Origin of the sequence: Microbacterium meiriae, assembly GCF_040686935.1 — a bacterium.
Lineage (GTDB): Bacteria > Actinomycetota > Actinomycetes > Actinomycetales > Microbacteriaceae > Microbacterium > Microbacterium meiriae.
The window spans coordinates 178,034-201,852 of sequence record NZ_JBFBMF010000003.1; the positions used below are offsets into that span (position 1 = coordinate 178,034).

At 70.6% G+C, this 23,819-nt stretch carries 26 protein-coding genes; 19 read left to right on the forward strand and 7 right to left on the reverse strand.

Going from position 1 to position 23,819, the window contains the following annotated elements; genetic code table 11:
• Positions 1 to 74: 74 nt before the first annotated feature.
• The 3 genes from AB0P08_RS10785 to AB0P08_RS10795 form a co-directional block, all read right to left on the reverse strand.
• On the reverse strand, positions 75 to 2,147 hold the full coding sequence (locus tag AB0P08_RS10785) for an MprF family protein (RefSeq protein ID WP_363589876.1): 2,073 nt from the start codon (positions 2,145 to 2,147) through the stop codon (positions 75 to 77).
• A 49-nt stretch (positions 2,148 to 2,196) separates the two neighbouring features.
• A complete protein-coding gene (locus AB0P08_RS10790; protein WP_363589877.1) occupies positions 2,197 to 2,850 on the reverse strand; it encodes a DsbA family protein in 654 nt (217 codons plus the stop codon).
• 65 nt (positions 2,851 to 2,915) lie between these two features.
• Complete coding sequence (locus tag AB0P08_RS10795) at positions 2,916 to 3,341, reverse strand: hypothetical protein (protein ID WP_363589878.1); 426 nt, start codon at positions 3,339 to 3,341, stop codon at positions 2,916 to 2,918.
• A gap of 74 nt (positions 3,342 to 3,415) precedes the next feature.
• Between AB0P08_RS10795 and AB0P08_RS10800 the strand changes: the two genes are divergently transcribed.
• From AB0P08_RS10800 to AB0P08_RS10810, 3 genes are read left to right on the forward strand one after another with little or no spacing between them, the layout of a single operon-like run.
• The gene (locus tag AB0P08_RS10800) at positions 3,416 to 3,766 is read left to right on the forward strand and encodes a PLD nuclease N-terminal domain-containing protein (RefSeq protein ID WP_101848410.1); all 351 of its coding nucleotides are present in this window, start codon (positions 3,416 to 3,418) and stop codon (positions 3,764 to 3,766) included.
• Positions 3,767 to 3,780: 14 nt separating this feature from the next.
• Positions 3,781 to 5,430 (forward strand): 2-succinyl-5-enolpyruvyl-6-hydroxy-3-cyclohexene-1-carboxylic-acid synthase, encoded by a 1,650-nt coding sequence (gene menD / locus AB0P08_RS10805; protein ID WP_363590149.1) that lies wholly within the window; start codon positions 3,781 to 3,783, stop codon positions 5,428 to 5,430.
• A 16-nt stretch (positions 5,431 to 5,446) separates the two neighbouring features.
• The gene (locus AB0P08_RS10810; protein ID WP_315638418.1) at positions 5,447 to 6,289 is read left to right on the forward strand and encodes a polyphosphate kinase 2 family protein; all 843 of its coding nucleotides are present in this window, start codon (positions 5,447 to 5,449) and stop codon (positions 6,287 to 6,289) included.
• A gap of 12 nt (positions 6,290 to 6,301) precedes the next feature.
• Here the strand turns inward: AB0P08_RS10810 and AB0P08_RS10815 are convergent, their stop codons facing one another.
• The gene (locus AB0P08_RS10815) at positions 6,302 to 7,555 is read right to left on the reverse strand and encodes an isochorismate synthase (protein WP_363589879.1); all 1,254 of its coding nucleotides are present in this window, start codon (positions 7,553 to 7,555) and stop codon (positions 6,302 to 6,304) included.
• Between the two features lie 55 nt (positions 7,556 to 7,610).
• On the opposite strand from AB0P08_RS10815, the gene AB0P08_RS10820 reads away from it, so the two are divergent.
• The 6 genes from AB0P08_RS10820 to AB0P08_RS10845 are packed head-to-tail and all read left to right on the forward strand — an operon-like array spanning position 7,611 to position 13,556.
• Positions 7,611 to 8,174 (forward strand): DUF402 domain-containing protein, encoded by a 564-nt coding sequence (locus AB0P08_RS10820; protein ID WP_187662290.1) that lies wholly within the window; start codon positions 7,611 to 7,613, stop codon positions 8,172 to 8,174.
• Positions 8,171 to 8,890 carry a class I SAM-dependent methyltransferase gene (locus AB0P08_RS10825; protein WP_363589880.1) on the forward strand — a complete coding sequence of 240 codons (720 nt, stop codon included), beginning with the start codon at positions 8,171 to 8,173 and terminating at the stop codon, positions 8,888 to 8,890. The genes AB0P08_RS10820 and AB0P08_RS10825 overlap by 4 nt, the downstream gene beginning before the upstream one ends.
• Before the next feature lie 43 nt (positions 8,891 to 8,933).
• Positions 8,934 to 9,995 (forward strand): polyprenyl synthetase family protein, encoded by a 1,062-nt coding sequence (locus AB0P08_RS10830; RefSeq protein ID WP_363589881.1) that lies wholly within the window; start codon positions 8,934 to 8,936, stop codon positions 9,993 to 9,995.
• A 56-nt stretch (positions 9,996 to 10,051) separates the two neighbouring features.
• Complete coding sequence (locus AB0P08_RS10835) at positions 10,052 to 11,425, forward strand: FAD-dependent oxidoreductase (protein WP_363589882.1); 1,374 nt, start codon at positions 10,052 to 10,054, stop codon at positions 11,423 to 11,425.
• Positions 11,426 to 11,485: 60 nt separating this feature from the next.
• Positions 11,486 to 12,517 (forward strand): hypothetical protein, encoded by a 1,032-nt coding sequence (locus AB0P08_RS10840; protein ID WP_363589883.1) that lies wholly within the window; start codon positions 11,486 to 11,488, stop codon positions 12,515 to 12,517.
• Between the two features lie 37 nt (positions 12,518 to 12,554).
• Positions 12,555 to 13,556, forward strand: a complete 1,002-nt coding sequence (locus tag AB0P08_RS10845) for an alpha/beta hydrolase (RefSeq protein ID WP_363589884.1) — start codon at positions 12,555 to 12,557, stop codon at positions 13,554 to 13,556.
• Here the strand turns inward: AB0P08_RS10845 and AB0P08_RS10850 are convergent.
• Positions 13,547 to 14,179 carry a GntR family transcriptional regulator gene (locus AB0P08_RS10850; protein ID WP_363589885.1) on the reverse strand — a complete coding sequence of 211 codons (633 nt, stop codon included), beginning with the start codon at positions 14,177 to 14,179 and terminating at the stop codon, positions 13,547 to 13,549. The genes AB0P08_RS10845 and AB0P08_RS10850 overlap by 10 nt on opposite strands.
• A 414-nt stretch (positions 14,180 to 14,593) precedes the next feature.
• Positions 14,594 to 15,082: a YajQ family cyclic di-GMP-binding protein gene (locus AB0P08_RS10855; RefSeq protein ID WP_187662263.1), complete on the reverse strand. Its 489-nt coding sequence runs from the start codon at positions 15,080 to 15,082 to the stop codon at positions 14,594 to 14,596.
• Between the two features lie 86 nt (positions 15,083 to 15,168).
• Here AB0P08_RS10855 and AB0P08_RS10860 point away from each other — a divergent pair, with 86 nt between their 5' ends.
• Complete coding sequence (locus tag AB0P08_RS10860) at positions 15,169 to 15,642, forward strand: NUDIX domain-containing protein (protein WP_363589886.1); 474 nt, start codon at positions 15,169 to 15,171, stop codon at positions 15,640 to 15,642.
• A 30-nt stretch (positions 15,643 to 15,672) separates the two neighbouring features.
• Here AB0P08_RS10860 and AB0P08_RS10865 read toward each other — a convergent pair whose 3' ends face one another.
• On the reverse strand, positions 15,673 to 16,095 hold the full coding sequence (locus AB0P08_RS10865) for a hypothetical protein (RefSeq protein WP_363589887.1): 423 nt from the start codon (positions 16,093 to 16,095) through the stop codon (positions 15,673 to 15,675).
• A 234-nt stretch (positions 16,096 to 16,329) separates the two neighbouring features.
• Between AB0P08_RS10865 and AB0P08_RS10870 the strand changes: the two genes are divergently transcribed.
• From AB0P08_RS10870 to AB0P08_RS10910, 9 genes are all read left to right on the forward strand, one after another.
• Positions 16,330 to 17,541, forward strand: coding sequence for a sugar ABC transporter substrate-binding protein (locus AB0P08_RS10870; RefSeq protein ID WP_363589888.1), 1,212 nt, complete (start codon positions 16,330 to 16,332; stop codon positions 17,539 to 17,541).
• A gap of 72 nt (positions 17,542 to 17,613) precedes the next feature.
• Entirely contained in the window at positions 17,614 to 19,218 is a 1,605-nt protein-coding gene (gene malF, locus AB0P08_RS10875; RefSeq protein WP_363589889.1) for a maltose ABC transporter permease MalF, read from the forward strand.
• Position 19,219: 1 nt separating this feature from the next.
• Entirely contained in the window at positions 19,220 to 20,128 is a 909-nt protein-coding gene (locus tag AB0P08_RS10880; RefSeq protein WP_363589890.1) for a sugar ABC transporter permease, read from the forward strand.
• Between the two features lie 48 nt (positions 20,129 to 20,176).
• Complete coding sequence (locus tag AB0P08_RS10885; protein ID WP_363589891.1) at positions 20,177 to 20,503, forward strand: PadR family transcriptional regulator; 327 nt, start codon at positions 20,177 to 20,179, stop codon at positions 20,501 to 20,503.
• Positions 20,504 to 20,505: 2 nt separating this feature from the next.
• Entirely contained in the window at positions 20,506 to 21,156 is a 651-nt protein-coding gene (locus AB0P08_RS10890; protein WP_363589892.1) for an HAAS signaling domain-containing protein, read from the forward strand.
• A gap of 62 nt (positions 21,157 to 21,218) precedes the next feature.
• Positions 21,219 to 21,371, forward strand: a complete 153-nt coding sequence (locus AB0P08_RS10895) for a hypothetical protein (RefSeq protein WP_363589893.1) — start codon at positions 21,219 to 21,221, stop codon at positions 21,369 to 21,371.
• 113 nt (positions 21,372 to 21,484) lie between these two features.
• Positions 21,485 to 22,600 carry an acyltransferase family protein gene (locus tag AB0P08_RS10900; RefSeq protein WP_363589894.1) on the forward strand — a complete coding sequence of 372 codons (1,116 nt, stop codon included), beginning with the start codon at positions 21,485 to 21,487 and terminating at the stop codon, positions 22,598 to 22,600.
• The gene (locus AB0P08_RS10905; RefSeq protein ID WP_522727312.1) at positions 22,600 to 23,100 is read left to right on the forward strand and encodes a DUF6121 family protein; all 501 of its coding nucleotides are present in this window, start codon (positions 22,600 to 22,602) and stop codon (positions 23,098 to 23,100) included. The genes AB0P08_RS10900 and AB0P08_RS10905 overlap by 1 nt, the downstream gene beginning before the upstream one ends.
• Positions 23,101 to 23,149: 49 nt before the next feature.
• Positions 23,150 to 23,797, forward strand: a complete 648-nt coding sequence (locus AB0P08_RS10910) for a hypothetical protein (RefSeq protein ID WP_062765222.1) — start codon at positions 23,150 to 23,152, stop codon at positions 23,795 to 23,797.
• The last annotated feature ends 22 nt before the right edge of the window (positions 23,798 to 23,819 follow it).

Sequence of the window (23,819 nt, forward strand, 5' to 3'; positions counted from 1 at the left end):
CAGCATGACCAGATGTCCTGCCTGGAATGTACTCCCATCGGCGGTTTTTCGATAGGGCGCGGACCAAGGAGGGATCAGTGCTCGCCGCGGACGAGCTCCACTCCTGCCCCGGCGAACTGCCGCAGCGTGGCGTCGGGGAGGAAGGCCCGGGTGAGCGCTCCGCCGATGCGGGTGAGGTCGCTCTCGTCGCGGAAGAGGAGGTACATGGTCTCGTAGCGGGGGTGGAACTTCTCCTTGAAGCGGTGCAGCGAGCGGAAGCCGTACACGGGCTCGAGCGCATCGGCGAGCCGGTCGCTCAACGCGGCGATCACACCGGCGTCCGGCGGGTAGTCGTGCGCGAGGGGAGCGCCGGAGAGCGACATGAACTCGGCTCCCTCCTCCGAGAACTGCTGCGCGGAGGCGCCGATCAGATACTCCATCACCGGTCCGAAACCGCCCTCGCGACGCCGCATGAGGTCGAGGGTCCAGCCGCGGACCACCCCGCCCTCCCCGTACACGGGCAACCACGAGAGGAAGCCGTCGACGTCGCCGTTCGGAGCGATCGCGAGGGCGAGCCGCACCTCGGGGTCCTCCGCCTCCTCCAGGGTTCCCAGGGTGAACCGCATCTCCGGAAGGTCCTTGTCGCCGACCCACGCCTCGGAGATCCCACGGAGCTGCTGACGGAGGCCCCAGGTCTCCGCCGCGAGATGGGTGAGCCGGAAGGTCATCTGCTCCCGCCCGGCCCGGTTGAGCGATGTGCGCACCGGCTGCCAGCGTTTGCCGGTGAAGGTGAGGCCGGGAAGGTCGACGATCGTGTCGTCCGCCACCACGAGGCTGCGCCACGTCTCCGGAATTGCCGCCCTCGTCGCCTCGTCCGCGCTGAAGAAGCACGGCACGAGTCCGGCGTCCTCGGCCGTGCGGATGAAGTCACGGACCGCGGCGGACCGGGACTCCGCCGGGCCGATCGGATCGGCGAGGGCCAGGGCGACGCCGTTGCGGCGCTGGTACGCGACGATCCCGCCGTCCACGCGGGCGTAGCCGTTGCCCTCCCATGTCGTCATCCAGGACAGGGTGCCGCCGCCGTGCGCCCGCAGTTCGCGGCGGAGTTCGTCTCCCGTCGGAGCGGGCTGCCGCCCGAGGGCGGTCGAGCGGCGCGCACGGAAAGCCCGGCGTACCGCGATCAGATAGGTGAGCACCAGCGCCCAGAGGATCCCGGTGGCGAGCGTGAGTTCGGTCTCCGCGTCGATCACCGTCTCGAGCTGTGCCTCGCTCGTGAGGATGATGAGGACCAGCACGAGCGTGGCGGCGAGCACGTTGAGCGGGCCGAGGATGACGGCGACGACCCACGCCCAGCGGCGACCGCGCCGCAGGCCGTTCGCGATGAAGAGGATCACCGCGACGTCGATCGCCGTATCGATGAAACCGCCCGAAGCGGGATCGGTGGGACCGAACGGGCCGTCGGTCGGCACGAGGACCGTGATGATCTCGATGGCCACGAGCGTGAGCACCGCCATCACGGCGATCAGTCGCTGCTCCCGGACGGTCGTGCGCCGCACGCGGAGACTCCGGTCCACGGACAGGATCAGCAGGACCGCGAACAGGTGCTCGAGGTCGGCCAGCTCTCCCCAGAACATCATCGCGACGAACACGAATCCGAGGAGCACCAGCCACGCGCGCACCCGCCAGGGCGGACGGAACAGGCCGACGGCGGCGGCGATGCAGGCCATGGTCCCGCCGGATGCGCCGACGTCGAGGGCCTGCGCCTGAGTCTGCGCCCACGCCCACGGAAGCTGCGATACGAGGAGGAGGAACAGAGCCGTCGCGAAGATCGCGAAGAGCTGCCCGACCGTGAAGTAGGCGAGGGCGACCCGGGTGCCGCGGCGGTGCTCCAGGTAGCCCATGCCCCAGAACCCGGCGATGGTGAAGAGGTACACCCAGGGTTCGTTGACGAAGAACGTCCCCGTGACCGGCGTCCACCACTTGCCCTCGGCCAGGCTCGGCAGCCCGTAGGCGACGGCGGGGAAGAGCGCCGAGTCCTCGAACGGCCGCCACAGCCCCTGCCAGATCACGCCCGTGAGCAGGACCAGGCCGATCATCGTCAGCGTCGCCGGCGTGGTCCGCAGGGCCCCGAACAGGAGACGGGCCGACGAGGGGCGCTCCGAGGTCATGCGCTCAGCGTAGAGGTGGGGCCGCCGCACGGCGACCCCACCGACGGGGTCACTCGGCGACGGCCGCCGCGATCGCCTCCTCCAGGTCGTTCCACTCGACGAGTTCGACCTTCTCGCCGTCGACGAAGAAGGTCGGGGTGCTGCTCACGCCCAGCCGCTCACCGTCGCGCTTGTCCTGCTGCACGCGGGCGAGGGTGGCGGGGTCGGCGACCGCGGCATCGTACGCGGCCAGGTCGAGCCCGAGCTCCTCGGCGAACGCGCGGAACACCTCCGGCGTCTCCGTCGACTGCTCGCCCCACTCGGCCTGCGTCTCGAACAGACGGTGGAACATCTCCTCGTAGCGGTCCTGCTGTGCAGCGGCCTCGGCGGCCAGCGCGGCCTGCGTCGAGTTCACGTGCCCCGGCAGCGGGAAGTACCGGGTGACGTACCGGATGTCGCCGTCGTAGGTCGCGCGCAGCTCCTCCACGATCGGGTAGAACGCGCCGCAGGCCTCGCACTCGAAGTCGAGGAACTCGACGACCGTGACGGCGTCGGGGCCGCCCTCATCGAGGACGTGGGAGTCGGTGCGGACGGTGGGCAGCTTCTCGCCGGCTTCGGGATCGGGCTTCGCGGGCTGCTGGATGAGGGCGTAGACGATGCCGGCGACGAGCAGCACGACGGCGACGGCGACGGCGATCAGGGTCGCCTTGACGGGGGTCTTCATGGGGGTCTCCAAACACGGGGGATACGACGAGGGGTGCCGCGGACGCGGCTGGAGCCGGCGTCGGATCAGGTGCGGGAGATGGAGAGCTGGACGAGTGAGACCGCGGGGAGGAACGGGCGAGGGCCGGCGCGGAGGCGTGCGGTCGCCCGGGGCAGGAGACCGCGGAGACGGACGCCGCCGCGGGTGCGCAGGTGCCGGAGGAGCAGGACGAGGGCGACGCAGCAGAGGGCCGCCACCGCGCACGCCGCCGCATCGGAAGCCAGATCGGCCGGGGCGCCATCGACGATCGGGACTCCGGCTGCCGTGTCGTCGGCGGGCTGCGAGACGCCGGGGGCGAGGCACAGGGTCGCATGCGGATCCACCGATCCGTGGGAGGCCGACCAGGCACCGACGACGAGGAGGAGCGCGAGGCCGACGGCGATCATGATCCGGCTCGGCAGGATCCGCTCGGCGCGCGCTCGCGGCGTCGGGACGGGGGCGAGGGGCGGCATGTCCCGCGCAGTCTAGCAACGGGGCCTTTGCCGTCTCCGGACCCGACCGGCCCCGACGTGCCTAGACTGGAGGGGTGGCGAGACTACTGATCATCGGCGGCTTCCTGGCCGCCGTGTTCTGGGTGTACAGCATCGTCGACTGCGCCGTGCAGCCGGCGACGCGGCACCGCGGCGTGCCCAAGGCCGCCTGGGTCGCCATCGTCGTCCTCATCCCCGTCATCGGCGGGATCCTCTGGTTCGTCATCGGCCGTCGCCGGGCGAACGACCAGGGTGTGCCGCGCACCGTCGCCCCGGACGACGACCCCGCGTTCCTCCGCAGCATCAGCAAAGCGGAGCAGGACGCCCGGATCCGTCGCCTCGAGGAGGAGCTCGCGCGGCTCGATGAGGAGACCGACGAGCCGCCCGCCGCGGATCCGCGCCCGTGACCTCGTCGCCGGCGATGGAGGCCGCGGCCTCCCTGTTCGCCGACCTCGTGTCCCACGGCGTGCGTGACGTCGTCCTCTCCCCGGGGTCGCGTTCGCAGGCTCTTGCGCTCGCCGCGGCGGCCTTCGCCGACGACGGCCCGCTCCGCGTGCACGTGCGGATCGATGAGCGCGTCGCCGGATTCACCGCCCTGGGCATCGCCAGGGAGACCCGCGTCCCGGTCGCGGTCGTGTGCACCAGCGGCACGGCCGTCGCGAACCTCCTCCCGGCCACGATGGAGGCCTTCCACTCCGGAGTGCCGCTGCTGCTGCTCACCGCGGATCGGCCTCCCGAGCTGCGGGGGGTCGGTGCGAATCAGGCCACCGTCCAGGAGGGGCTCTTCCACCCCTGGGTGCGGGCGCAGATCGACGCCGCCGTCCCCGGGGACGGCGACTGGGACGGCCTCGCCGCACGCGTGGTCGCCCTCGCGCTCGGAGCGGCGGATGCCGAGTCCGGGCTTCCCGGCGTGGCCGGCCCCGTGCACCTGAACCTGCCCTCCCGCGAGCCGCTGTCGGGCGCGATGCCCTCACGCACCCTGACACCGGGGGAGCCGCCGCGGCTTCCGGAGCCGGAGGCGTTCCCGCTGGAGCGCGGTCCCCGGACGGTCGTCCTGGCGGGCGCCGATGCGGGCGCTGAGGCGGAGGAGGTCGCCCACGTCGGCGACTGGCCGCTCATCGCGGAGATCGTCAGCGGCGCGCGATTCGGGCGCCAGGTGGTCCACGGGTACCGGCGGCTGCTGTCCCGCGACGACCTCGGCGGGCGCATCGAGCGGGTGGTCGTGCTGGGCCACCCGACGCTCAGCCGCGAGGCCGCGCGCCTGCTCTCCCGCGCGGACGTGGAGGTGGTCGCGGTCCGCAAGGGCGGCGAGGAACTGAACCTCAACCACCGCACGCGCGCCGTCGCGGCCGTCGCGGTCGCCCCGGGGGAGACCGATCGGGAGTGGCTCGGAGCGTGGATGCGGGCCGCCGCCGCCGAGGCCGTGGATCTCAGTGAGAACGCGCCCGACACCGAAGGGCTCTCCTCCACCGACGTCGCCGCCCGCCGCGTCGCCGTGCGCGCGGAACTCGACGCCGTGCGCCGCCCGCTCGACCGCGAGCGCCTCGTGGATGCGGTGTGGCGGGCCACCTGGCCGCACGACCGCCTCGTGTTCGGATCGTCGCGCCTGGTCCGCGTCGCCGACGAGGTGCTCGGCGGCAAGAAGGTCCCCGTTCACGCCAACCGCGGACTCGCCGGGATCGACGGCACGATCGCCACCGCCACGGGCGTCGCGGTCGCGAGCCAGGCCGCCGGGGCGCCGGGTGTGACCCGGGTGCTGCTCGGCGACCTCGCGTTCCTCCACGACGTCGGTGCGCTGCTGTTCCCGAGTGATGAGACGGAGCCGCGCCTCCAGGTCATCGTCGGCAACGACGGAGGCGGCACGATCTTCGACGGCCTGGAGGTGGCGGGCACCGCCCCCTCCGCGCACCTGGATCGTGTGTTCTACACCCCGCACGGTGTCCGCGTGGAGCACCTCGCGCTCGCCTACGGCTGGGAGTATCAGCGGGTCACCACGCGCACCGCTCTCGACCAGGCGCTGACGACGCCGCGCGGCGGTCGCCAGATCATCGAGGTGCCGCTGCCGCGGTGACTGGCATCATGTGCGTATGAACGCGCACACCTGGACGCAGAACCTGCGGGTGCGGCCCGGCTTCCGCCTCGCCGACGTCGACCCCGAGAGCAAGCCCGGCTACGACCACGGCAAGTCCCGCGGCACGGCCGACCTCGAAGCGGGTCTCGAGCAGCTGAACGACCTGCAGGAGCGGCTGTTCGCCGAGAGCCGGGTGGGCACGGCGCAGGATGCGGTGCTGCTCGTGCTGCAGGCGATGGACTCCGCGGGCAAGGGTGGCATCGTGCGGCACGTGGTCGGCGGTGTCGATCCGCAGGGCGTGGCGCTGGCGGCGTTCAAGGCGCCGACGGAGGAGGAGCGCCGGCACGACTTCCTGTGGCGGGTCGAGAAGCGGCTCCCCGAGCCCGGGTTCATCGGGGTGTTCGACCGCTCGCACTACGAGGACGTGCTCATCGGACGGGTGCGGCAGCTGGCCGATCCCGCGGAGATCGAACGCCGCTACGACGCGATCAACGCGTTCGAGGAGCGCGTCGCGGCCTCCGGCGTCCGCATCGTCAAGGTCATGCTGCACATCTCGCCGGAGGAGCAGAAGGCGCGGCTCATGGAGCGTCTGGAACGCCCGGACAAGCACTGGAAGTACAACCCGGGCGACGTCGACGAGCGGATGCTCTGGCCGCAGTACATGGAGGCGTACCAGACCGTCTTCGACCGCACGTCGACGGAGGCCGCTCCCTGGTACGTCGTGCCGGCGAACGCGAAATGGTACGCCCGGCTGGCCGTGCAGGAGCTGCTGCTCGCCGCCCTCGAGGACATCGATCCCCAGTGGCCGGTCGCCGACTTCGATGTCGAGGCCGAGAAGAAGCGCCTCGCCGCGAGCTGACCGCGGCGGACGTCAGGCCAGCGCGTCGACGAGGGGACGGAACTTCACCCGCGTCTCGAGCAGTTCGCTCTCCGGATCCGATCCGGCGACGATCCCGGCCCCGGCGTAGGCGGTGACCGTGATCGCGTCCTCGGCCGTCGTGAACTGCGCGCACCGCAGGGCGATGGCCCACTCGCCGTTGCCGTCCGCGTCGACCCAGCCGACCGGCCCGGCGTAGCGGCCGCGGTCGAACGGCTCGAGTTCCCGGATGGCGGCGATGGCCGTCGGTGTCGGAGTGCCCGCGACGGCCGCGGTCGGGTGCAGGGCGCGCACGAGGTCGAGGGCCGAGCGGCCGTTCTCCAGCTCGCCTTCCACGTCGGTCGCGAGATGGAAGAGGTTGGGCAGCTTGAGGAGGAAGGGCTGCTCGCTCGCCGCCAGCGCCCTGGTGTACGGGCGCAGGGACGCGAGCACGCTCTGCACGGCGTACTGGTGCTCGTCGAGATCCTTGGTGCTGGAGGCGAGGTGCGCGGACGCGGCGGTGTCCGCGTCGGCATCCGCCCCGCGTCCGATCGTGCCGGCGAGCACGCGCGCGGTCACCGTCCGGTCCTGCACGGTGACGAGGGTCTCCGGGCTCGCGCCGATGAGCCCGTCGACCGCGAAGACCCAGGTGTCCGGGTACCCGGTGGCCAGTGCCCGGACGAGTCGCCGCAGGTCGGAGCCGGCGGGGATGGTGCCCTGGAGGTCGCGGGCGAGGACCACCTTGCTGAGCTCGCCGTCCGCGATGCGGGCGAGCGCTCCCCGCACCGCGTCCTGGTAGCCCTGGGGGCTCTGCGCCCCGGGGCCGACCGTGCCCGCCCAGTGCGGTCCGTACGCCGCGGGCTCGACGGCGCCCGGCGCACGGTCGTCGTCGCTGCGGTGGATGCGGGTCTCCCAGAAGCGGTCCCCGTGGCGGCCGAGGATCCGCGACGGGATCACGAGCACGCTGTCGGCGTGCGAGTCCTCGTCGAAGGTGAAGGCCCCGAACGCGACGAGCCCGGTCCCGGGGAGTCGCAGCGGATCGGAGACCGCGGCCTCCGCCGAGAGCCCCTGCCAGAGCGCCGCGAGGGATTCGGCGCGGGTGCGTCCCTCCTCGGCCGGCGGGCGGAGCTCGGCGAACGGCTCGCCCACCGCCACGATCCCGTCGCCGCGGCGGAACCAGGCGAGGGGGCGGGCGGGGTCCGCGAAGGAGAGGAGGTCTTCGACCGGGTCGATCTCTCGGGTCTCCACGACCAGGGGGGTGTGCTGCACGACTCCAGCCTATTCCGCGGGGCGTCGGCGGAGCCCGCGGACGTAGGGTGGGCGGATGAGCGATGCGCGTCCCGCAGCCGGTGCGGAGATGATCTTCCAGTGGCGCAAGTGGGACGGGTCGCCGCACTGGCGTCACGAGTGCGTGTACCTCGGCGCCGACCGCTGGGGCGACTGGGTGGGGCAGCCCGCCGGCTGGCACAGCGCCCGTCCGGGGGCCGAGTTCCATGCGGCCACGCCCAACGTCACCCTCGTCCCGCCGAGCGCCGACTTCGCGCTCACCGTCAATCGCCGCCACCCCCGCGGCATGCGCGTCTACATCGATCTCGGGTGGGATGTCCGGTGGTCGGACGATCCCCTGCTCGCGATCGGCATCGACATGGATCTCGACGTCGTCCGCGTGGAGGGCGAGCGCGGCACCTGGGTCGATGACCGGGACGAATGGGCGGAGCACAGCGCCCGCTACGGGTACCCGGCCACCGTCATGCGGCATCTGGAGGAGCTGGCGCTCGACCTCGAGACGCGGGTCAGGGAGCGCACGGCGCCGTTCGACGACGCCACGGCCGATCCGTGGCTGGACCGGCTGGAAGCGCTGGAGCTCGCGCCTAGACTGGACGCGTGACCGCGAACGACAAGAACCGCGCCGATCTCGGCAAGGACCCCGCCCGCGTCAGCGGCATGTTCGACCAGGTCGCCGCCGGGTACGACCGCACGAACACGGCGATGACGTTCGGCAACGACGCGCTGTGGCGGGCCGCGACCACCCGCGCCGTCGCCCCGAAGCCGGGGGAGCGCATCCTCGACCTCGGCGCGGGGACCGCGTCTTCCTCCGCCTCCCTCGCCCGCAGCGGCGCTCAGGTCGTCGCGGCGGACTTCTCGCCCGGCATGCTCGCCGAGGGTCAGCGCCGCCACGGAGCGATGCGGAACCTCTCCTTCGTGCAGGCGGACGCCACGGCCCTGCCGTTCACGGACGACGAGTTCGACGCGGTGACGATGTCCTACGCGCTGCGGAACGTCAACGACCCGAAGAAGGCACTGCGCGAGCTCTACCGGGTGACCAAGCCGGGCGGCCGCCTCGTCATCAACGAGTTCTCCACGCCGCCCGGGAAGCTCTTCCGCGGGGCCTACCGGTTCTACAACGCGCAGGTGCTCCCGCGCGTGGCCCGCGTCGCCGGCACGAACGGCGACGCCTACGACTATCTGAACGAGTCGATCCGCGACTGGCCCGACCAGAAGCGGCTGTCCGAATGGATCAGGGAGGCGGGCTGGCGTGACGTCGCGTACCGCAACCTCACCTTCGGCATCGTGGCCCTGCACCGGGCTCGCAAGCCCGCGTGACCACGGCGCGAACGGCGGCACCCGACGCAGGTAGGCTGGGACCGTGACTTCGAGCCCCAGCGCCCCGGGTTCGCGACTCGCGAGCCGTCTCGGCTTCAGCGATCGCGTCTTCGTCGGTCCCGCCGCGCGTCGCATCGCCCGCACCATCGAGGACGGACTGGAGCGGGTGGAGACCGGGCTCGCGGACGACGTCCGCGTCGCCGACCCGCTCGCCGACGCCGCCAGCCGCTACCTCTACGAGGCCGGTGGCAAGCGCATCCGTCCCGTGCTCACGCTGCTCGCGGCCCAACTCGGCGACGGGAACACCCGAGAGGTGATCGACGTCGCGAAGGCGCTGGAGATCACGCACCTCGGGTCGCTCTACCACGATGACGTCATGGACGGCGCCGACCGCCGACGGGGGGTTCCCGCCGCGCAGACGGTGTGGGGCAACAACATCGCCATCCTCACCGGCGACATCCTCTTCTCGCGGGCCAGCCAGCTCATGTCCCGCCTGGGTGAGCGGGCAATCCGACTTCAGGCCGATACGTTCGAGCGCCTGGTCCTCGGGCAGATGCACGAGACCCTCGGCCCGCAGCCGGACGACGACCCCATCGCGTTCTACATCCAGGTCCTCGCCGACAAGACCGGTTCGCTGATCGCGGCGGCCACCCAGGGCGGCGTGATCTTCTCGAACGCCCCCGCGGAGTACGAGGAGCCGCTGCGCGCCTACGGCGAGAAGATCGGCGTCGCCTTCCAGCTGCTCGACGACGTGATCGACCTGTCGGCCAAGCCCGAGGAGACCGGCAAGGTCCCGGGGACCGACCTCCGCGCCGGCGTCCCGACCATGCCGTACCTCCTGCTCAAGGCGGAGGACGACGCCGCCGCGGCGGATCTCGCCGCCCGCATCGACGACGGCGTGGCCCGCATCGCCGACGGCGCTGACCCCGCCATCCTCGACGGACCGCTGGACGAGCTCCGCGACCATGCCGTCACCCAGAAGACTCTCGAGCTCGCCCACGCCTGGACGCAGGAGGCGATCGACGCCCTCACCGCCCTTCCGCGCGGCACCGTGCGCGAAGCGCTCACCCGATTCGCCGAGACCCTCGCCGAGCGCTCCAGCTGACATCGCGCGGGCCGAAGGCCCGGGTGTCTGCCGCGACGGCACACGAAAGGACCTCCATGACCAAGCTGAGACTGGCCATCGTCGGTGCAGGCCCCGCGGGCATCTACGCCGCGGACATCCTGCTGAAGGCCGAGCGCAAGTTCGACGTGTCCATCGACCTGTTCGAGCAGCTCCCCGCGCCGTATGGGCTCGTCCGCTACGGGGTGGCCCCCGACCACCCGCGCATCAAGGGCATCATCACCGCCCTGCGCGACGTGCTCGACCGCGGCGACATCCGTCTCTTCGGCAACGTCCGCTTCGGCGAGGACATCACGCTCGACGACCTCAAGAAGCACTACAACGCGGTCATCTTCGCCACCGGAGCGATCCGCGACACGTCGCTGGACATCCCCGGCATCGACGCGGTGGGCTCCTACGGCGCCGCCGACTACGTGAGCTGGTTCGACGGGCACCCCGACGTGCCGCGCGAATGGCCGCTGGACGCCGCGTCGGTGGCGGTCCTCGGCAACGGCAACGTCGCCCTCGACGTCTCCCGCATGCTCGCGAAGCACGCCGAAGACCTCCTCGTCACCGAGGTTCCCGAGAACGTGTACGAGGGCCTCAAGGCGAGCGCCGTCATGGACGTGCACGTGTTCGGCCGCCGCGGCCCGGCTCAAGTGAAGTTCACGCCGCTGGAGCTCCGCGAACTGGGGGAACTGCGCGACGTCGACATGGTCGTCTACGACGAGGACTTCGACTACGACGAAGCCTCGAAGGACGCGGTCGCGAGCAACAAGCAGGTCATGGTCATCGACCGCATCCTGCAGTCGTGGCGCACGCGCGACTCCGTCAACAACGCCGGCGGCACGGCATCGCGCCGCCTGCACCTGCACTTCTGGGCCCGCCCGGTCGAGGTCCGCACCGACGAGAACGGCCGTGTCGCGGCCCTTGTGTACGAGCGCACCCAGCCGGACGGCCAGGGCGGTGCGGTCGGCACCGGGGAGCTGCGCGAGGTCCCGGTCCAGGCGCTGTACCGCGCGATCGGCTACTTCGGCTCGCCGCTGCCGGGCGTCCCCTTCGACAAGAAGCACGGCGTCATCCCGAACCACGAGGGCCAGGTTCTCGCGAAGGACTCCAACGATCGCGTGCCCGGCGTGTACGCGACCGGCTGGATCAAGCGCGGCCCGGTCGGCCTCATCGGCCACACGAAGTCCGACGCCATGGAGACCGTCCGTCACCTCATCAACGACCAGGGGTCGTGGTGGCACCCGGAGGACCCGTCCGAGGAGGCCATCCCGGCACTGCTCGCCGAACGCGGCGTCGCCTGGACCGATCTGGACGGCTGGCACCGCCTCGACGAGCACGAGATCGGCCTCGGCGCGCCCCAGGAGCGGGCGCGTGTGAAGGTCGTCCCGCGCGACGAGATGGTGCGGGTCTCCCGCGGCGAGTGAGTCGTCTCGGCGCCGGGGCGTGCTCCCGGCGCCGGGTCCCCGCGGCCCTAGGCTGAGGCCATGCGACCTCGTGCACTCCTGGCCCTCGGCGCCGTGGCCGTGCTCCTGCTGTCCGCCTGTGCGCCCGAACCCGAGGTGAAGCCGACCGGGACGCCGTCGGCCGCGATCACGCCCGCCCCGACGGACGCGGCGGCGCAGGCGCCCACCCCGGCTTTCGACGTGGACTGCGCCGATGTCGAGGCGGCGATGTCGACCGCCGGCGGCGATGTCGGCGGTGAGGTGGCCGACGTGCTCGGCGTGTGGTCGTCGCCGAGCTGGTACCCCGGTCCTGCGCAGCACATGTTCCAGCGGGCGGGCGGGATCGCCTGCTCGGCGGGAACGGCGGAGCACAACTGGGAGGTCACGATCCTCCCCGGGGCCGAGGAAACGGTCGCGGGCGCGGAGTCGCGCGGCGGCTACTACGGTGAGGAATCCCGCTGCGAGAGCGGCGGGTACTGCTTCTTCCAGCTCCTCGACGGCGAGGTGCTCGTGTCGGCGACCGTCGTGGACCCGGAGAAGGGGCCGGACGACACCGCGGCGTTCGAGGAGGCTCTGCGCGGACTCGGCACCGCAGCCGTGGCGTCGCTGCGGGAGGTGGATGTGCCGGAGAGCCCGGTGGAGGGTGTGGACTGCACGCGGTTCCTCACCGCGACGGAGCTCGCGGAGCAGGTCGACGCCGAGGTGTACGTCGTCGACGCGTTCGGCGGGTGGTCCATTCCGGCCGAGGTCTACCAGGAGCGCAACGGTGCGCGGAGCTGTTACTACGCCTCCGGGGACGACGAATACGCCGCGCAGGGGTACATCATGCTCACCACGCTGCCCGGTGGCGCGTGGGCGTTCGACGAGCTCGAGGGCGAGGAGGAGATCGAGGTCGAGGGAGCGGATGCCGCCCGCACCGGCGTCGACGAACTCCGCCGTCCGGTGCTGGATCTCCGCGTGGGCGCGGACTGGCTGCGTCTCACGACGTTCGACGGGTCCGGAATCGACGACCTCGCGCCGATCGCGGCCACCATCGCGGACGACTTCGCCGTGGCCCGTCCCGGCGGACAATGACCGCCGTGGGCTAGCCTGGGCGCGAGGGGGAGGACGCATGGCCGAGTGGGTTCCGGATGTTCTCGGCGATGAGTTCGCCCAGCTCACCCTCGACCTCGGCAGCGACGAGCAGGGTCCGGTGGTCGCCACTCTCGTGCGGGCTCTGCCGACTCCCGTCCCGTGGTGGGAGCGTGCCCGGCGCCGTCGCCCGCTGCTGGAGGGCGTGGACGTGCTGTACGTCCACGGATGGTCGGACTACTTCTTCCAGAAGCGGTTGGCGCGGTTCTGGACGGCTCGCGGCGCCCGCTTCTTCGCCCTCGATCTGCGCAAGTACGGGCGCAGTCTTCGGGAAGGGCAGACCCCGGGTTACATCACCGATCTGTCCACCTACGACGAGGACATCGCCGCGGCCCTGGACGCCATGGGACGCGGCGAGGAGAGCGGTCGTCGTCTGATCCTGTTCGGACACTCGACCGGTGGCCTGACGCTGAGCCTGTGGGCATCGCGGCATCCCGGTGCGGCCGATGCCCTCGTCCTCAACAGTCCCTGGCTCGAGTTCCAGTTCGCCCCCGTGCGGGCCGCCATCGCTCCGATGGTGGAGTTCCAGGCGCGGATCCGGCCGCTCGACGTCGCGCCGCAGATCGACCTCGGCTACTACACGCGGGCGCAGCAGGAGGTGGCCGATCCGGACGACCCGATGGAGGTCAACACCGCGTGGCGCCCGGTGCAGACGATGGCCGTCTACGCCGGGTGGCTCAACGCGATCCTCTCCGGGCACAAGACCGTCGCGGCAGGTCTGAACATCGCGGCACCGGTCTGCGTGCTGCTGTCGGCGCGGTTCGTTCCCCCGACCCGCTGGTCGGAGGAGCTCACCTCGGCCGACTCCGTTCTCGTCGTCGACGACATCGCCCGCGCAGCCCTGCGGCTGGGTTCCTCGGTGACGGTCGAACGGATCGACGGCGCCCTGCACGACGTCTTCCTGTCCCGGCACGACGCCCGAGAGGACGCCTACCGTCGCCTGCACCGCTGGGTGGTCGGCTGGCGCGTCGCTCACACGTAGTACATCGCGCGGGCGAGACGCTCCGCCTCGTCGCCGTCGCCGCTGCGCACCGCCTCGGCGAAATCGGCATACACCTCGCGCATGCGTTCGCGATCGCCGGGACGCACGACCCATCCGCGCAGGTTCCGGGTCACAGCCACGGCGACATCGTCGATGAGCATCCGGTGCTGGCGGTTGCCGCTGTGGTCGGCGAGGTAGGCGAAGACCGCCCATCGCGCCCGTGCCGTCGATGCGCCGTCGGCGAGCGAGTCCTGCATCCGCGCGATGAGCTCCAGGACCCGCTCGCGGTGGACGGCGCTGAGTCGCGGCACCGCCATCCGGGCGGTGATCCCGCCCTGATAGCCGGCGAACTCCAGCGATTCGGCCACGACCTGCGGCGTGACCATCGTCACCTCCGTGTACCGGCTCGGGTACATCGTCACCAGTCCCAGGCGCTCCAGGCGCTGGAGTGCTTCGCGCACGGGCGTCCGCGAGACGTGGAGTTCGTCCGCCACGTCGACATCCCGGATCCGGTCACCCTCGGCGAACTCTCCCTCCGTGATCAGCCGCCCGATGTGGTGGAACACCTCATCCGCCAGCAGCTGCTTGTTCTCTCCGATGCTTCTCGACTCGATCTGCCCCATGGCCCAGCCCCCGGTCGTTCTTGGTCTGCCACCGGCGTCCACTCCCGGGCGGTGAGGGGAGCGACGGTCGCAGGATTGCCGTCATGCCTCCACGGGGGGCCGATCCGCGTGGGGGCGCGCAGCGGGCGGGGAGGCTTGTCATGAACCCGGGACCGGTCGACGTGCGACGCCGGCAGACCCCAGGCCGACGCGAGCTTCGGGGGCCCGCGCCGCTCCCTCCCCTGAGTCGGCATGGCATCCTCGAAGCGCATCCACCGCGGCGATCGGGTGTCGGACGGGGATGGCGTCGGAGTCGTGACGAGTCACGACCGCTTCCAGTCTCGACGAAGAACACCGATATCCCGATATGCGTTGACCGGAGAAAAGAAGGGGCTCGGGATGACTCCCGAGCCCCGATCGCCGACGCGTGTGACGTCAGCGGTAGTTGATGAACTGCAGATCGATGTCGAGGTCGCTGCCCTTGAGGAGCGCGATCACGGACTGAAGGTCGTCGCGGCTCTTGGACTGCACGCGCAGCTCGTCGCCCTGGATCTGGCTCTTCACGCCCTTGGGGCCCTCATCGCGGATGATCTTGCCGATCTTCTTCGCGTTCTCGGACGAGATGCCGTCCTTCAGGCTCGACAGGATGCGGAACTCCTTGCCGCTGGCGAAGGGCTCGCCCGAGTCGAGGCTCTTCAGCGAGATGCCGCGCTTGATGAGCTTGGACTGGAAAACGTCGAGGACGGCGTTCGCGCGCTCCTCCGTGTTCGCGGTGATGAGGATCTGCTCGCCGCTCCAGGCGATCGAAGCGCCGGTCCCCTTGAAGTCGTAGCGCTGCTCCACCTCTTTGCGCGCCTGGTTCAGGGCGTTCTCGGCCTCCTGGCGATCCACTTTCGAGACGATGTCAAAGGAACTGTCAGCCATGACTCAACTGTATCCGCGGGTGTGCGGAAAGTCCCGTGGGCGAGGCACCCAGGGGAGAGCGCCGCCCCGGCGCCTAGACTTCGTCGATGCCGATGTCCCCCTACGTCGAGGCGATCCGTGCGCGGATCGGACACGACTTCCTCCTTCTGCCCGGCGTCACCGCCGTCATCCGCGACGGCGAGCAGTTCCTGCTGGCCCGGCACGCGCACTCCGGCGCGTGGAGTCTGCTCGGGGGCGGGATCGAGCCCGGCGAAGATCCTGCGGACGCGGTCGCCCGTGAAGTCCTCGAGGAGACGGGAGCGCGTCTTCGGATCACGGGGTTGATCGGCGCATACGGTGGCGACCCGATGGCGGTGACCTACCCGAACGGCGACCAGGTCGGCTACGTCACGGTCGCCTACGAGTGCGAACTGCTCAGCGATCCGGCACCGGACATGGACGAGATCGTCGAACTGGGCTGGTTCTCTCGAGAGGTCATCGCAGCATTGCCGCGGCGTGGCTGGATCGACCGAGTCATCGGCGATGCGCCGCATCGCGGTGTCGGCGCCGCCGCGCGCTGACCCTCCGGTACCCGCCCGGACCGGGGCCCGCTAGCTTCCGGTCGCCGTGTAGACGTTGTCGGACACCCGAGTCATCCCGTCTGGAGCAGGCGCATCGTCGGGGACCACGGTGAACGTGCCCGTGACGCCCCCGATCGAGAAAGGGGCCCCGTCCCCACCGCACCCGATCACCCACGTGTCAGCGTCGACGTAGGCGAGGAGACACGCTGCGGCATCGTCACGAGCGCGAGCGAGCCACAGGGACGTCCCGTCGCCTTCTCCGACGAACCGGGCTGTCGCCTGGTCCACGTCGTCCCACGCGTAGCCGGGCAGATCGGCAGGAACCTCGTCCCGCGCCTCGGCTTCGCGATCGAGCACGGAGTATGCGCCTCCCGCACCCGTGCACCCGCTGAGTGCGACCGCGGACAGGACGACGGCGAGGGCGGCAGCAGACGGTCGAACGTGGAATCCCATCCGGCGATGCTCTCGCAGATGAGCCCCATGCGGAACCCCGCAGACTCTGCCGCGGAGCCTCGAAAGGTCTGACCTCCGGCCGATATGGAAGCGTTTTCATTACGCGTGCCTCGCGTCGGGCCGATCACGGGTTGATATCAACGCGTTCGCGGATTGTGATCGCTTCTCGAAACGATGCATACTGTAAGCGCTTGCAGTCTTGCAGGCGCTCAGCACTGAGAGAGGCACACACCAATGAAGGTGAACAAGAGGGGCATGGTCGCCGCGGGCGCCATCGCCATCGTTTCGGCTCTGACGCTCGCCGGCTGCTCGACCGGCTCCGGCGGCGACGACTCTTCCTCCGGTGGGGACAGCGGCGGCACGCTGACCGTCTGGGTCGACGCCGAGCGGGTCGACGCGCTGCAGGGCGCGGCGGACGCGTACCAGGAGAAGACCGGTGTCACGGTCAAGCTGGTGGGGAAGTCCGTCGACGACATGAAGGACGACTTCATCCAGCAGGTCCCGACCGGCAAGGGCCCCGACGTGGTCATGGGAGCTCACGACTGGCTCGGCGAGCTCTCGACCAACGGTGTCGTCGCGCCGATCGAGCTCGGCGACAGCTCGGAGGACTACCTCCCCGTCGCCCTCCAGGCGGCGACCTACGAGGGCACCGTCTACATGCTTCCGTACGCCGTCGAGAACATCGCCGTGCTGCGCAACGCCGACCTCGTTCCCGAGCCCGCGACGAGCTTCGACGACATGGTCTCGAAGGGCACGTTCGTCGTGGAGCAGGGCGCCGAGGGCAACCCGTACCACCTGTACCCCTTCCAGACCGCGTTCGGCGCACCGGTCTTCGGCACCGACGACAGCGGCAGCTACGACCCGACCGATCTGCAGCTCGGCAGCGAGGGCGGCTTCGCCTTCGCCGACTGGCTGGGTGCGCAGGGCGCCGCAGGCACGCTGAACACCGACATCGACGGCGAGATCGCCAAGCAGCAGTTCCTCGACGGCACCGCCGCCTTCTGGCTGACCGGTCCGTGGAACGTGGGCGCGGCCACCGATGCGGGCATCAACGTCGAGATCGACCCGATCCCGAGCCCGACGGGGGAGACGGCCTCGCCGTTCGCCGGCGTCAAGGGCTTCTTCGTGAGTGCGGAGTCGAAGAACAAGGTCGCGGCCAACGACTTCCTCGTCAACTACCTCGGCACGGAAGACGTGCAGCTGGAGCTGTTCACGGCCGGCAACGTCCTCCCTGCCCTCACGGCTGCCGCGGACACCGCGGCGTCCGACCCGATCATCGCCGGCTTCCAGGCCGTCGGTGCCGATGCCGTCCCCATGCCGGCCATCCCGGCGATGGGTGCCGTCTGGCAGTTCTGGGGCGTGGCCGAGGCCGCCATCATCAACGGCGAGGACCCGCAGGCGACGTGGCAGAAGCTCGTCGACGACGTGACCGCCGCGATCGAGTAACGGCCGACCAGATGACGACCCTGCCGGGGCGGGCCGCCCAGCCCGCCCCGGCAGGACCATGACGAGGACGACATGACAGACACCGAAGAGCGCACCGCGCCCCCCACGCCTCGGCAGCGCCAGGCGGCGAAGATCGCCGAGGCGGCCTCCCGACCCCTCGGGTGGATGCTGCTCAAGATCCTGTTGCTGGCCATTGTGGACGCGATCGCCGTCTACGCCGTGTTCGTGCTGCTCGTGCAGCGGGAGTGGCTCGTGCTCGGCCTCGTCGTCGCGGTGACGGTCGTCGTCAACTACATCTACTTCTCCCGCAAGCGCATCGCGGCGAAGTACCTCACCCCCGGCATCATCTTCCTGGTCCTGTTCCAGGTCTTCACGCTCCTCTACACGGGCTACATCGGCTTCACGAACTACGGCACCGGCCACAACGGGAACAAGGAGCAGGCGATCTCGTCGCTGCTCGCCTCCGCGCAGGAGCGCGTCGAGGACTCTCCGACGTACCCCGTCACCGTGGTGGAGCAGTTCGGAACCTACGGCCTCCTCGTCACGGATCCCGAGGACGGCGACGCCCTCCTCGGCACCGCGGAGCAGCCCCTCGCCGAGGTCGACGCGCAGTTCGAAGGCGGCAAGGCTGTCGCCGTCGACGGGTGGACCACGCTTCCGCTCGCCACCGTCTTCACGCTGTCGGAGGAGCTGGAGCAGCTCTCCGTCCCGTTCAGCGACGATCCCAATGAGGGCAGCCTCCGCGCCCCCGACGGGCAGAACGGCTACCTCTACGTCTCGACGCTGGCGTACGACGCCGATGCCGACACGATCACGGACACCGCGACCGGCACCGTCTACAGCGACACCGGCGACGGCGCGTTCACCGCCGAGGACGGCGAGCAGCTGCTACCCGGCTGGCAGACGACGGTCGGCGTCGACAACTTCGTCCGCGCGGTGACCGACGAGTCCATCCGCGGCCCGCTCATCTCCGTCACCGTCTGGACCTTCGTCTTCGCGCTGGTGTCCGTCGCGACGACCTTCTTCCTCGGCCTGCTGCTCGCGCTCGTCTTCAACAACACCCGGATGCGCTTCCGCAACGGCTACCGCATCATCCTCATCCTCCCGTACGCCTTCCCCGCGTTCCTCTCCGCGCTCGTCTGGGCCGGGATGATGAACGAGAGCTTCGGGTTCATCAACCAGGTGCTGTTCGGCGGCGCGGCCATCCCGTGGCTCACCGACCCGGTGCTGGCGAAGGCGTCCGTGCTGCTGGTGAACCTCTGGCTCGGCTTCCCCTACATGTTCCTCGTCTGCATGGGGGCGCTGCAGGGCATCCCGGAGGACGTCAACGAGGCCGCCGTGATGGACGGCGCGAACCCGTGGCAGGTCTTCCGCCGGATCAAGCTGCCGCTGCTGCTGGTGACCGTCGCGCCGCTGCTGATCTCGTCGTTCGCGTTCAACTTCAACAACTTCAACCTGATCTACATGCTGACCAAGGGAGGCCCGCGCTTCAGCGATGTGTCGATCCCCGTGGGCCACACCGACATCCTCATCTCGATGGTCTACAAGGTGGCGTTCACCGGACAGACCCGCGACTACGGACTCGCCTCCGCCTTCACGATCCTGATCTTCGTCGTGGTCGCGACGATCTCGATCATCAGCTTCCGCAAGACCAAGGCCCTCGAGGAGCTGAACTGACATGAGCACCGTCCGCAGCACCGCCCCCGCCCGCCGTACCGCTCCGCCCCGTCGCTCGTTCGGCGCCTGGTTCGCCGACACCGGATGGCGTCACCTCGTCGCCATCGTGGTGAGCGCCTTCGCCCTCTTCCCGCTGCTGTACGTCGTGTCTGCCTCACTCAACCCGAAGGGCACGCTGACCGGGTCGAACCAGCTCTTCTCGGCCATCGGGATCGACAGCTACGTGCGCATCCTCAGCGACCCGCAGAATCCGTACGGGACGTGGTTCCTGAACACCCTGCTCATCGCGGTCGTGACGGGCGCGGTCACCGTCTTCATCGGAGCCTGTGCGGCATATGCCTTCTCCCGCATGCGCTTCGCAGGCCGCCGCGTGGGGCTCGTCACCATCGTCGTGGTGCAGATGTTCCCGCAGCTCCTCGCGGTCGTCGCGATCTTCCTGCTGATGTCGACGCTGGGGGACTGGTTCCCGGCGATCGGCCTCAACACGCACACCGGCCTGATCCTCGTCTATCTCGGCGGAGCGCTCGGCGTGAACACCTACCTCATGTACGGGTTCTTCAACACGATCCCGAAGGAGATCGACGAGGCCGCCCGCATCGACGGCGCCGGACACGCGCGGATCTTCTTCACGATCATCCTGCGCCTGGTCGCCCCGATCCTCGCGGTCGTCGGTCTGCTCTCCTTCATCGGCACGGTGAACGAGTACGTGATCGCCAGCGTCATGCTCGTCGACGTGGATCAGCAGACCCTCGTCGTCGGTCTGACCAAGCTCGTGGCGAACCCTCGCTACGCCGACTGGTCGGCCTTCTCCGCCGGCGCGGTCATGGCCGCCATCCCGGTCATGGTGCTGTTCCTCTTCCTGCAGAAGTACATCGTCGGCGGTCTGACCGCCGGAGCGACCAAGGGCTGATCGACAACCGCCGCCCGCTATCCTGCGTCACATGCTACCTTGTGAGGCATGACAGCGGACGTGGGTGCGCAGATGCGCAAGGGAGTGGTCGAGTACTGCGTGCTCGGCCTGCTCTCGCGCGAGCCCATGTACGGCTGGCAGCTGTCGGAGGAACTCACCGGCGCCGGGCTGATCGCCAGCATCGGCACGCTCTACCCGCTGCTCGGGCGGTTGCGGGACAACGGCTGGGTGACGACGTTCGACCGGCCGTCCGAGAGCGGTCCGGCGCGCAAGTACTACCGGCTCACGGATGCCGGCATCGATCAGCTCGCGCGCTTCCGGGCGCAGTGGGCGCCGTTCGCCCGTGCCGTCACGGGCATGGTGGGGGAAGGATGACCATGACCGAGAAGACCGCAGCGGAGCTGCGTGACGACTACCTGGCCCGGTTGGACGAGGCGATGGGCGGACTCCCGCACGGCGTCGCGTCCGAGATCCGCGGCGGCATCGCAGAGGAGCTCGACGGGCTCGACGCGGTGGCGACCGCAGAGCGGATCGACCGCCTCGGAGATCCGCGGGGGATCGCGCGTGAGGCGGAGGACGAGGTGCCGACGGCGCCGCCCGTCGTGTTCCCTGCGCCCGCTCCCGCTCCGTCGGCACCGCGTACGCCGACGACCGCGACGCGGGGCTTCGCGATCGCGGCCGCGCTCACGCTGAGCTTCGGCGGGATCGTGGTGCCGATCGTCGGCTGGTTCGTGGGAGCGGTGCTCGTGAGCCTGAGTGCGATGTGGCGGACCTGGGAGAAGGCCGTCGCGATACTGGTGCCCTTCGTCGCCGCCGGGCTGTCCTTCGTGATCGCCTCGACGATGACCGGCTTCTCCACCGGATCGGCGTCCGGCAGCTCGACCGGCGGCGAAACGATGCCGGAGGTGGCGAACCCGCTCGTCCCCTCCTTCGGGGAGTGGCACCTGCTCCTGCTGCTGGGGTTCCTGCTGGTCCCGGCTTCCGGGCTCTGGCTGCTGTGGCGGATGCGCGGTCGCGGCGCACGGTGACCGTGCCGCTGCGGCGCGGCGTTGCTCACGACGTGGGCGGGGGTCGGGCTTACGGTGGGAGCATGGCGCGAGTGGGGGGACGAAACCTCGGTATGAGCTGGTTCGCCGGCATCGTGTGTGCGGGCATCGTCGCCGGGCTCGTCTGGCTCTCGCTGCCGATGGTGCCGATCCTCGCGCAGTTCGCCGGGGATGCGCTTCGCAACGCCTTCCCGTGAACGGCGCGGACCCGCGGAAGCACGCGTATGGCGACACGTCGGCACGCCTAAGGAGGCGTCAGGAGCCGCGGCGGTAATCTCGCACTGCACATCCCCGATGAGAGGCGCACCCCATGAGTGATCCCGAGGCTCGTCAGCCCGAGAAGTCGAACGACGTCGACGACGTCGTCGGCAGCGCGAACGCCGGTCTCGACGCCGCGGCGGCGGCCCGCGGAGATGTCCCCGGCCACGCCGACGACGCCCGTGCGGATGATTCCCGCGCCGCAGACCCCACCGCGGCCTCCGCGGAGCCCGTGACAGACCAGGCCGTGACGCGGCAGGAGCCCGCCGTCGACCCCGATCTCGCCGCCTTCGAGGCCGCCGAGCGGGACCACCCAGGTACTTTCGGCTCCACCGTCCCGACGCCCTCGCGCACCGACGGTGACCGCTTTGACGCCGATCGCCGTGACGCGGACCTCCGAGACACCGACCGCCGCGACGCGACCCCCGAGACCTCGCTGTACGCGACGCCGGAGACCTCGCTGTACTCCACGCCGGGCACTCCTGCGCACGAGGAATCGGCCATGGCCGGCGCGGCCTATGCGTCGCACGCCGACGACACCGACACCCGGATCGTGCCGTCCGAGCCGCTCACGAACGGTGCCGCCGCTCCGCACCAGCAGCCGCAGCCGATCTTCGTGCAGGCGCCGGAGCCGCCGCGCGAGCGCGGCAACCGCGGCACCGCCGGGGCCATCGGCCTGCTCGCCACCGTCGCCTTCGCGCTGCTCTACCTCGCCACCACGCTCGGCCTCGGTGCCCTCGCGGGTGACGTGAGCGGGGAGAACATCGGCGAGGCCCTCGTCGCTCCACTGCTCACCTGGGGGTTCTGGACCCCGGTGGTCGTGTTCTTCCTCGGTTTCTGGCTCCTCGGCGCCATCATCAACCGCGGCCGCTGGGGCCTGTGGGTGGTGTTCGGCATCATCGTCGGATTGATCGCGTACGCCGGGCACATCCTGGGCCAGCTCTTCGAGGCGCCCTTCTGGAAGCTCACCGCATCGCAGGGTCTCGAAGTCGCGGGGGAGCAGCTGCTGGCCCCGCTCGCCATCGCGGCCTTCGTCTTCGCCCGCGAGCTGACCATCTGGTTCGGCGCCTGGGTGGCCCGCAGCGGCGCCCGCAAGACCGAGCTGAACGAGGAGGCGCAGCGCGAGTACGAGCGCACCCTCGAGGCCGGTCCCACCCTGTCGAGGTAATCACGAACACCACCACACCGAACCCCCGCGGGCCCGAGTCCGCGGGGGTTTCGGCTGTCCTCGCGGCGGTGATGGCCACCATCGCCTTCTTCGCCCTCGCCGTCTTCGGTCTCGGTGCGCTGAGCGTCGCCACCGACCGGGACATCATCGGCGTTCCGGGTCTGGGGCAGGTCCCCGGGGTGTCCGGCATGGTCGCGGCCGTCGTCGTCTTCGCACTCACGCTGTGGGCGATGGTGCGGAGAGGACACGCCTCCTTCGGCTCCGCTCCCGTGATCGCGCTGCTCACGGCACTCGTGCACCTGGCCACCGTCTGGATCGCCGTGCTCGTCGCGACGAGCGATGTGGTCGTAGCCACGGCCGTCGCCGGAGACCTCGTCCGCGGCGGCGCGAGCCTCGTGCTCCTCGCCGCCGCAGCGGTGGCCGCCTGGGGTGGGATAGCCCTGCGCCGGACGAGGTCTGCACAGCCGCGATGGCCATGGGAGCGCGACGAGGAGGAGTGACACCCCGCAAATCCGCACGGTGAGCGGCGACGCGCCGTACGCTGGTGGGGTGGAGCGCTCATTGGAGACGCAGGTCGACCAGGCCGTCGAGGCCTGGTTGCGCTGGGTGCCGCGCTGGGAGCCGGCGACGCACCGCGGCCGCACCGCGCCGTGCCGGCGCTGCCTCGGCTCGCCCATCCTCGCCGCCGCGGGCATCGCGGGCACCACGCCGCATGGCGTCCAGCACGGCCTGTCGACGCGCATCAAGACGATCGTCGACCACGCGGTCGCGGAGTACACCGCGCGCAACCTGCCGACCCTGCAGCGTGAACTCGATCAGCAGGCCGCGCGCAACCGGGCTCGCAGCTACCGGCCGACGGAGGACCTCGATCCCGAGTTCGAGGGCATGCCGCTGGATCCGGAGCCGGTGCCGGGCGCCCCCTTCCTCTTCACGATCGCCGGTCTCGCCGACGATTCGGCCGCCGAGTTGCCGCCCCTGCCCCCGCTGTCGGACGAGGCCAAGACCGCTCTGCGACAGGAAGTCGCCTTAGCGGACGAGTACGCGAACCTCGTCGGGCGCGAGATCTGCGGGATCCTGCTCCGACACCGGATCACGATCCAGGCCGCGGTGTCGCGACACGTCGAGCCGCAGATCGAGGCGCTCCTGGCCGAGCTCACGGAGTCGCTGGACTCGCCGTTCGACCCTGACATCCCCTGACTTCGGGCGGCGCCGCGGAGCG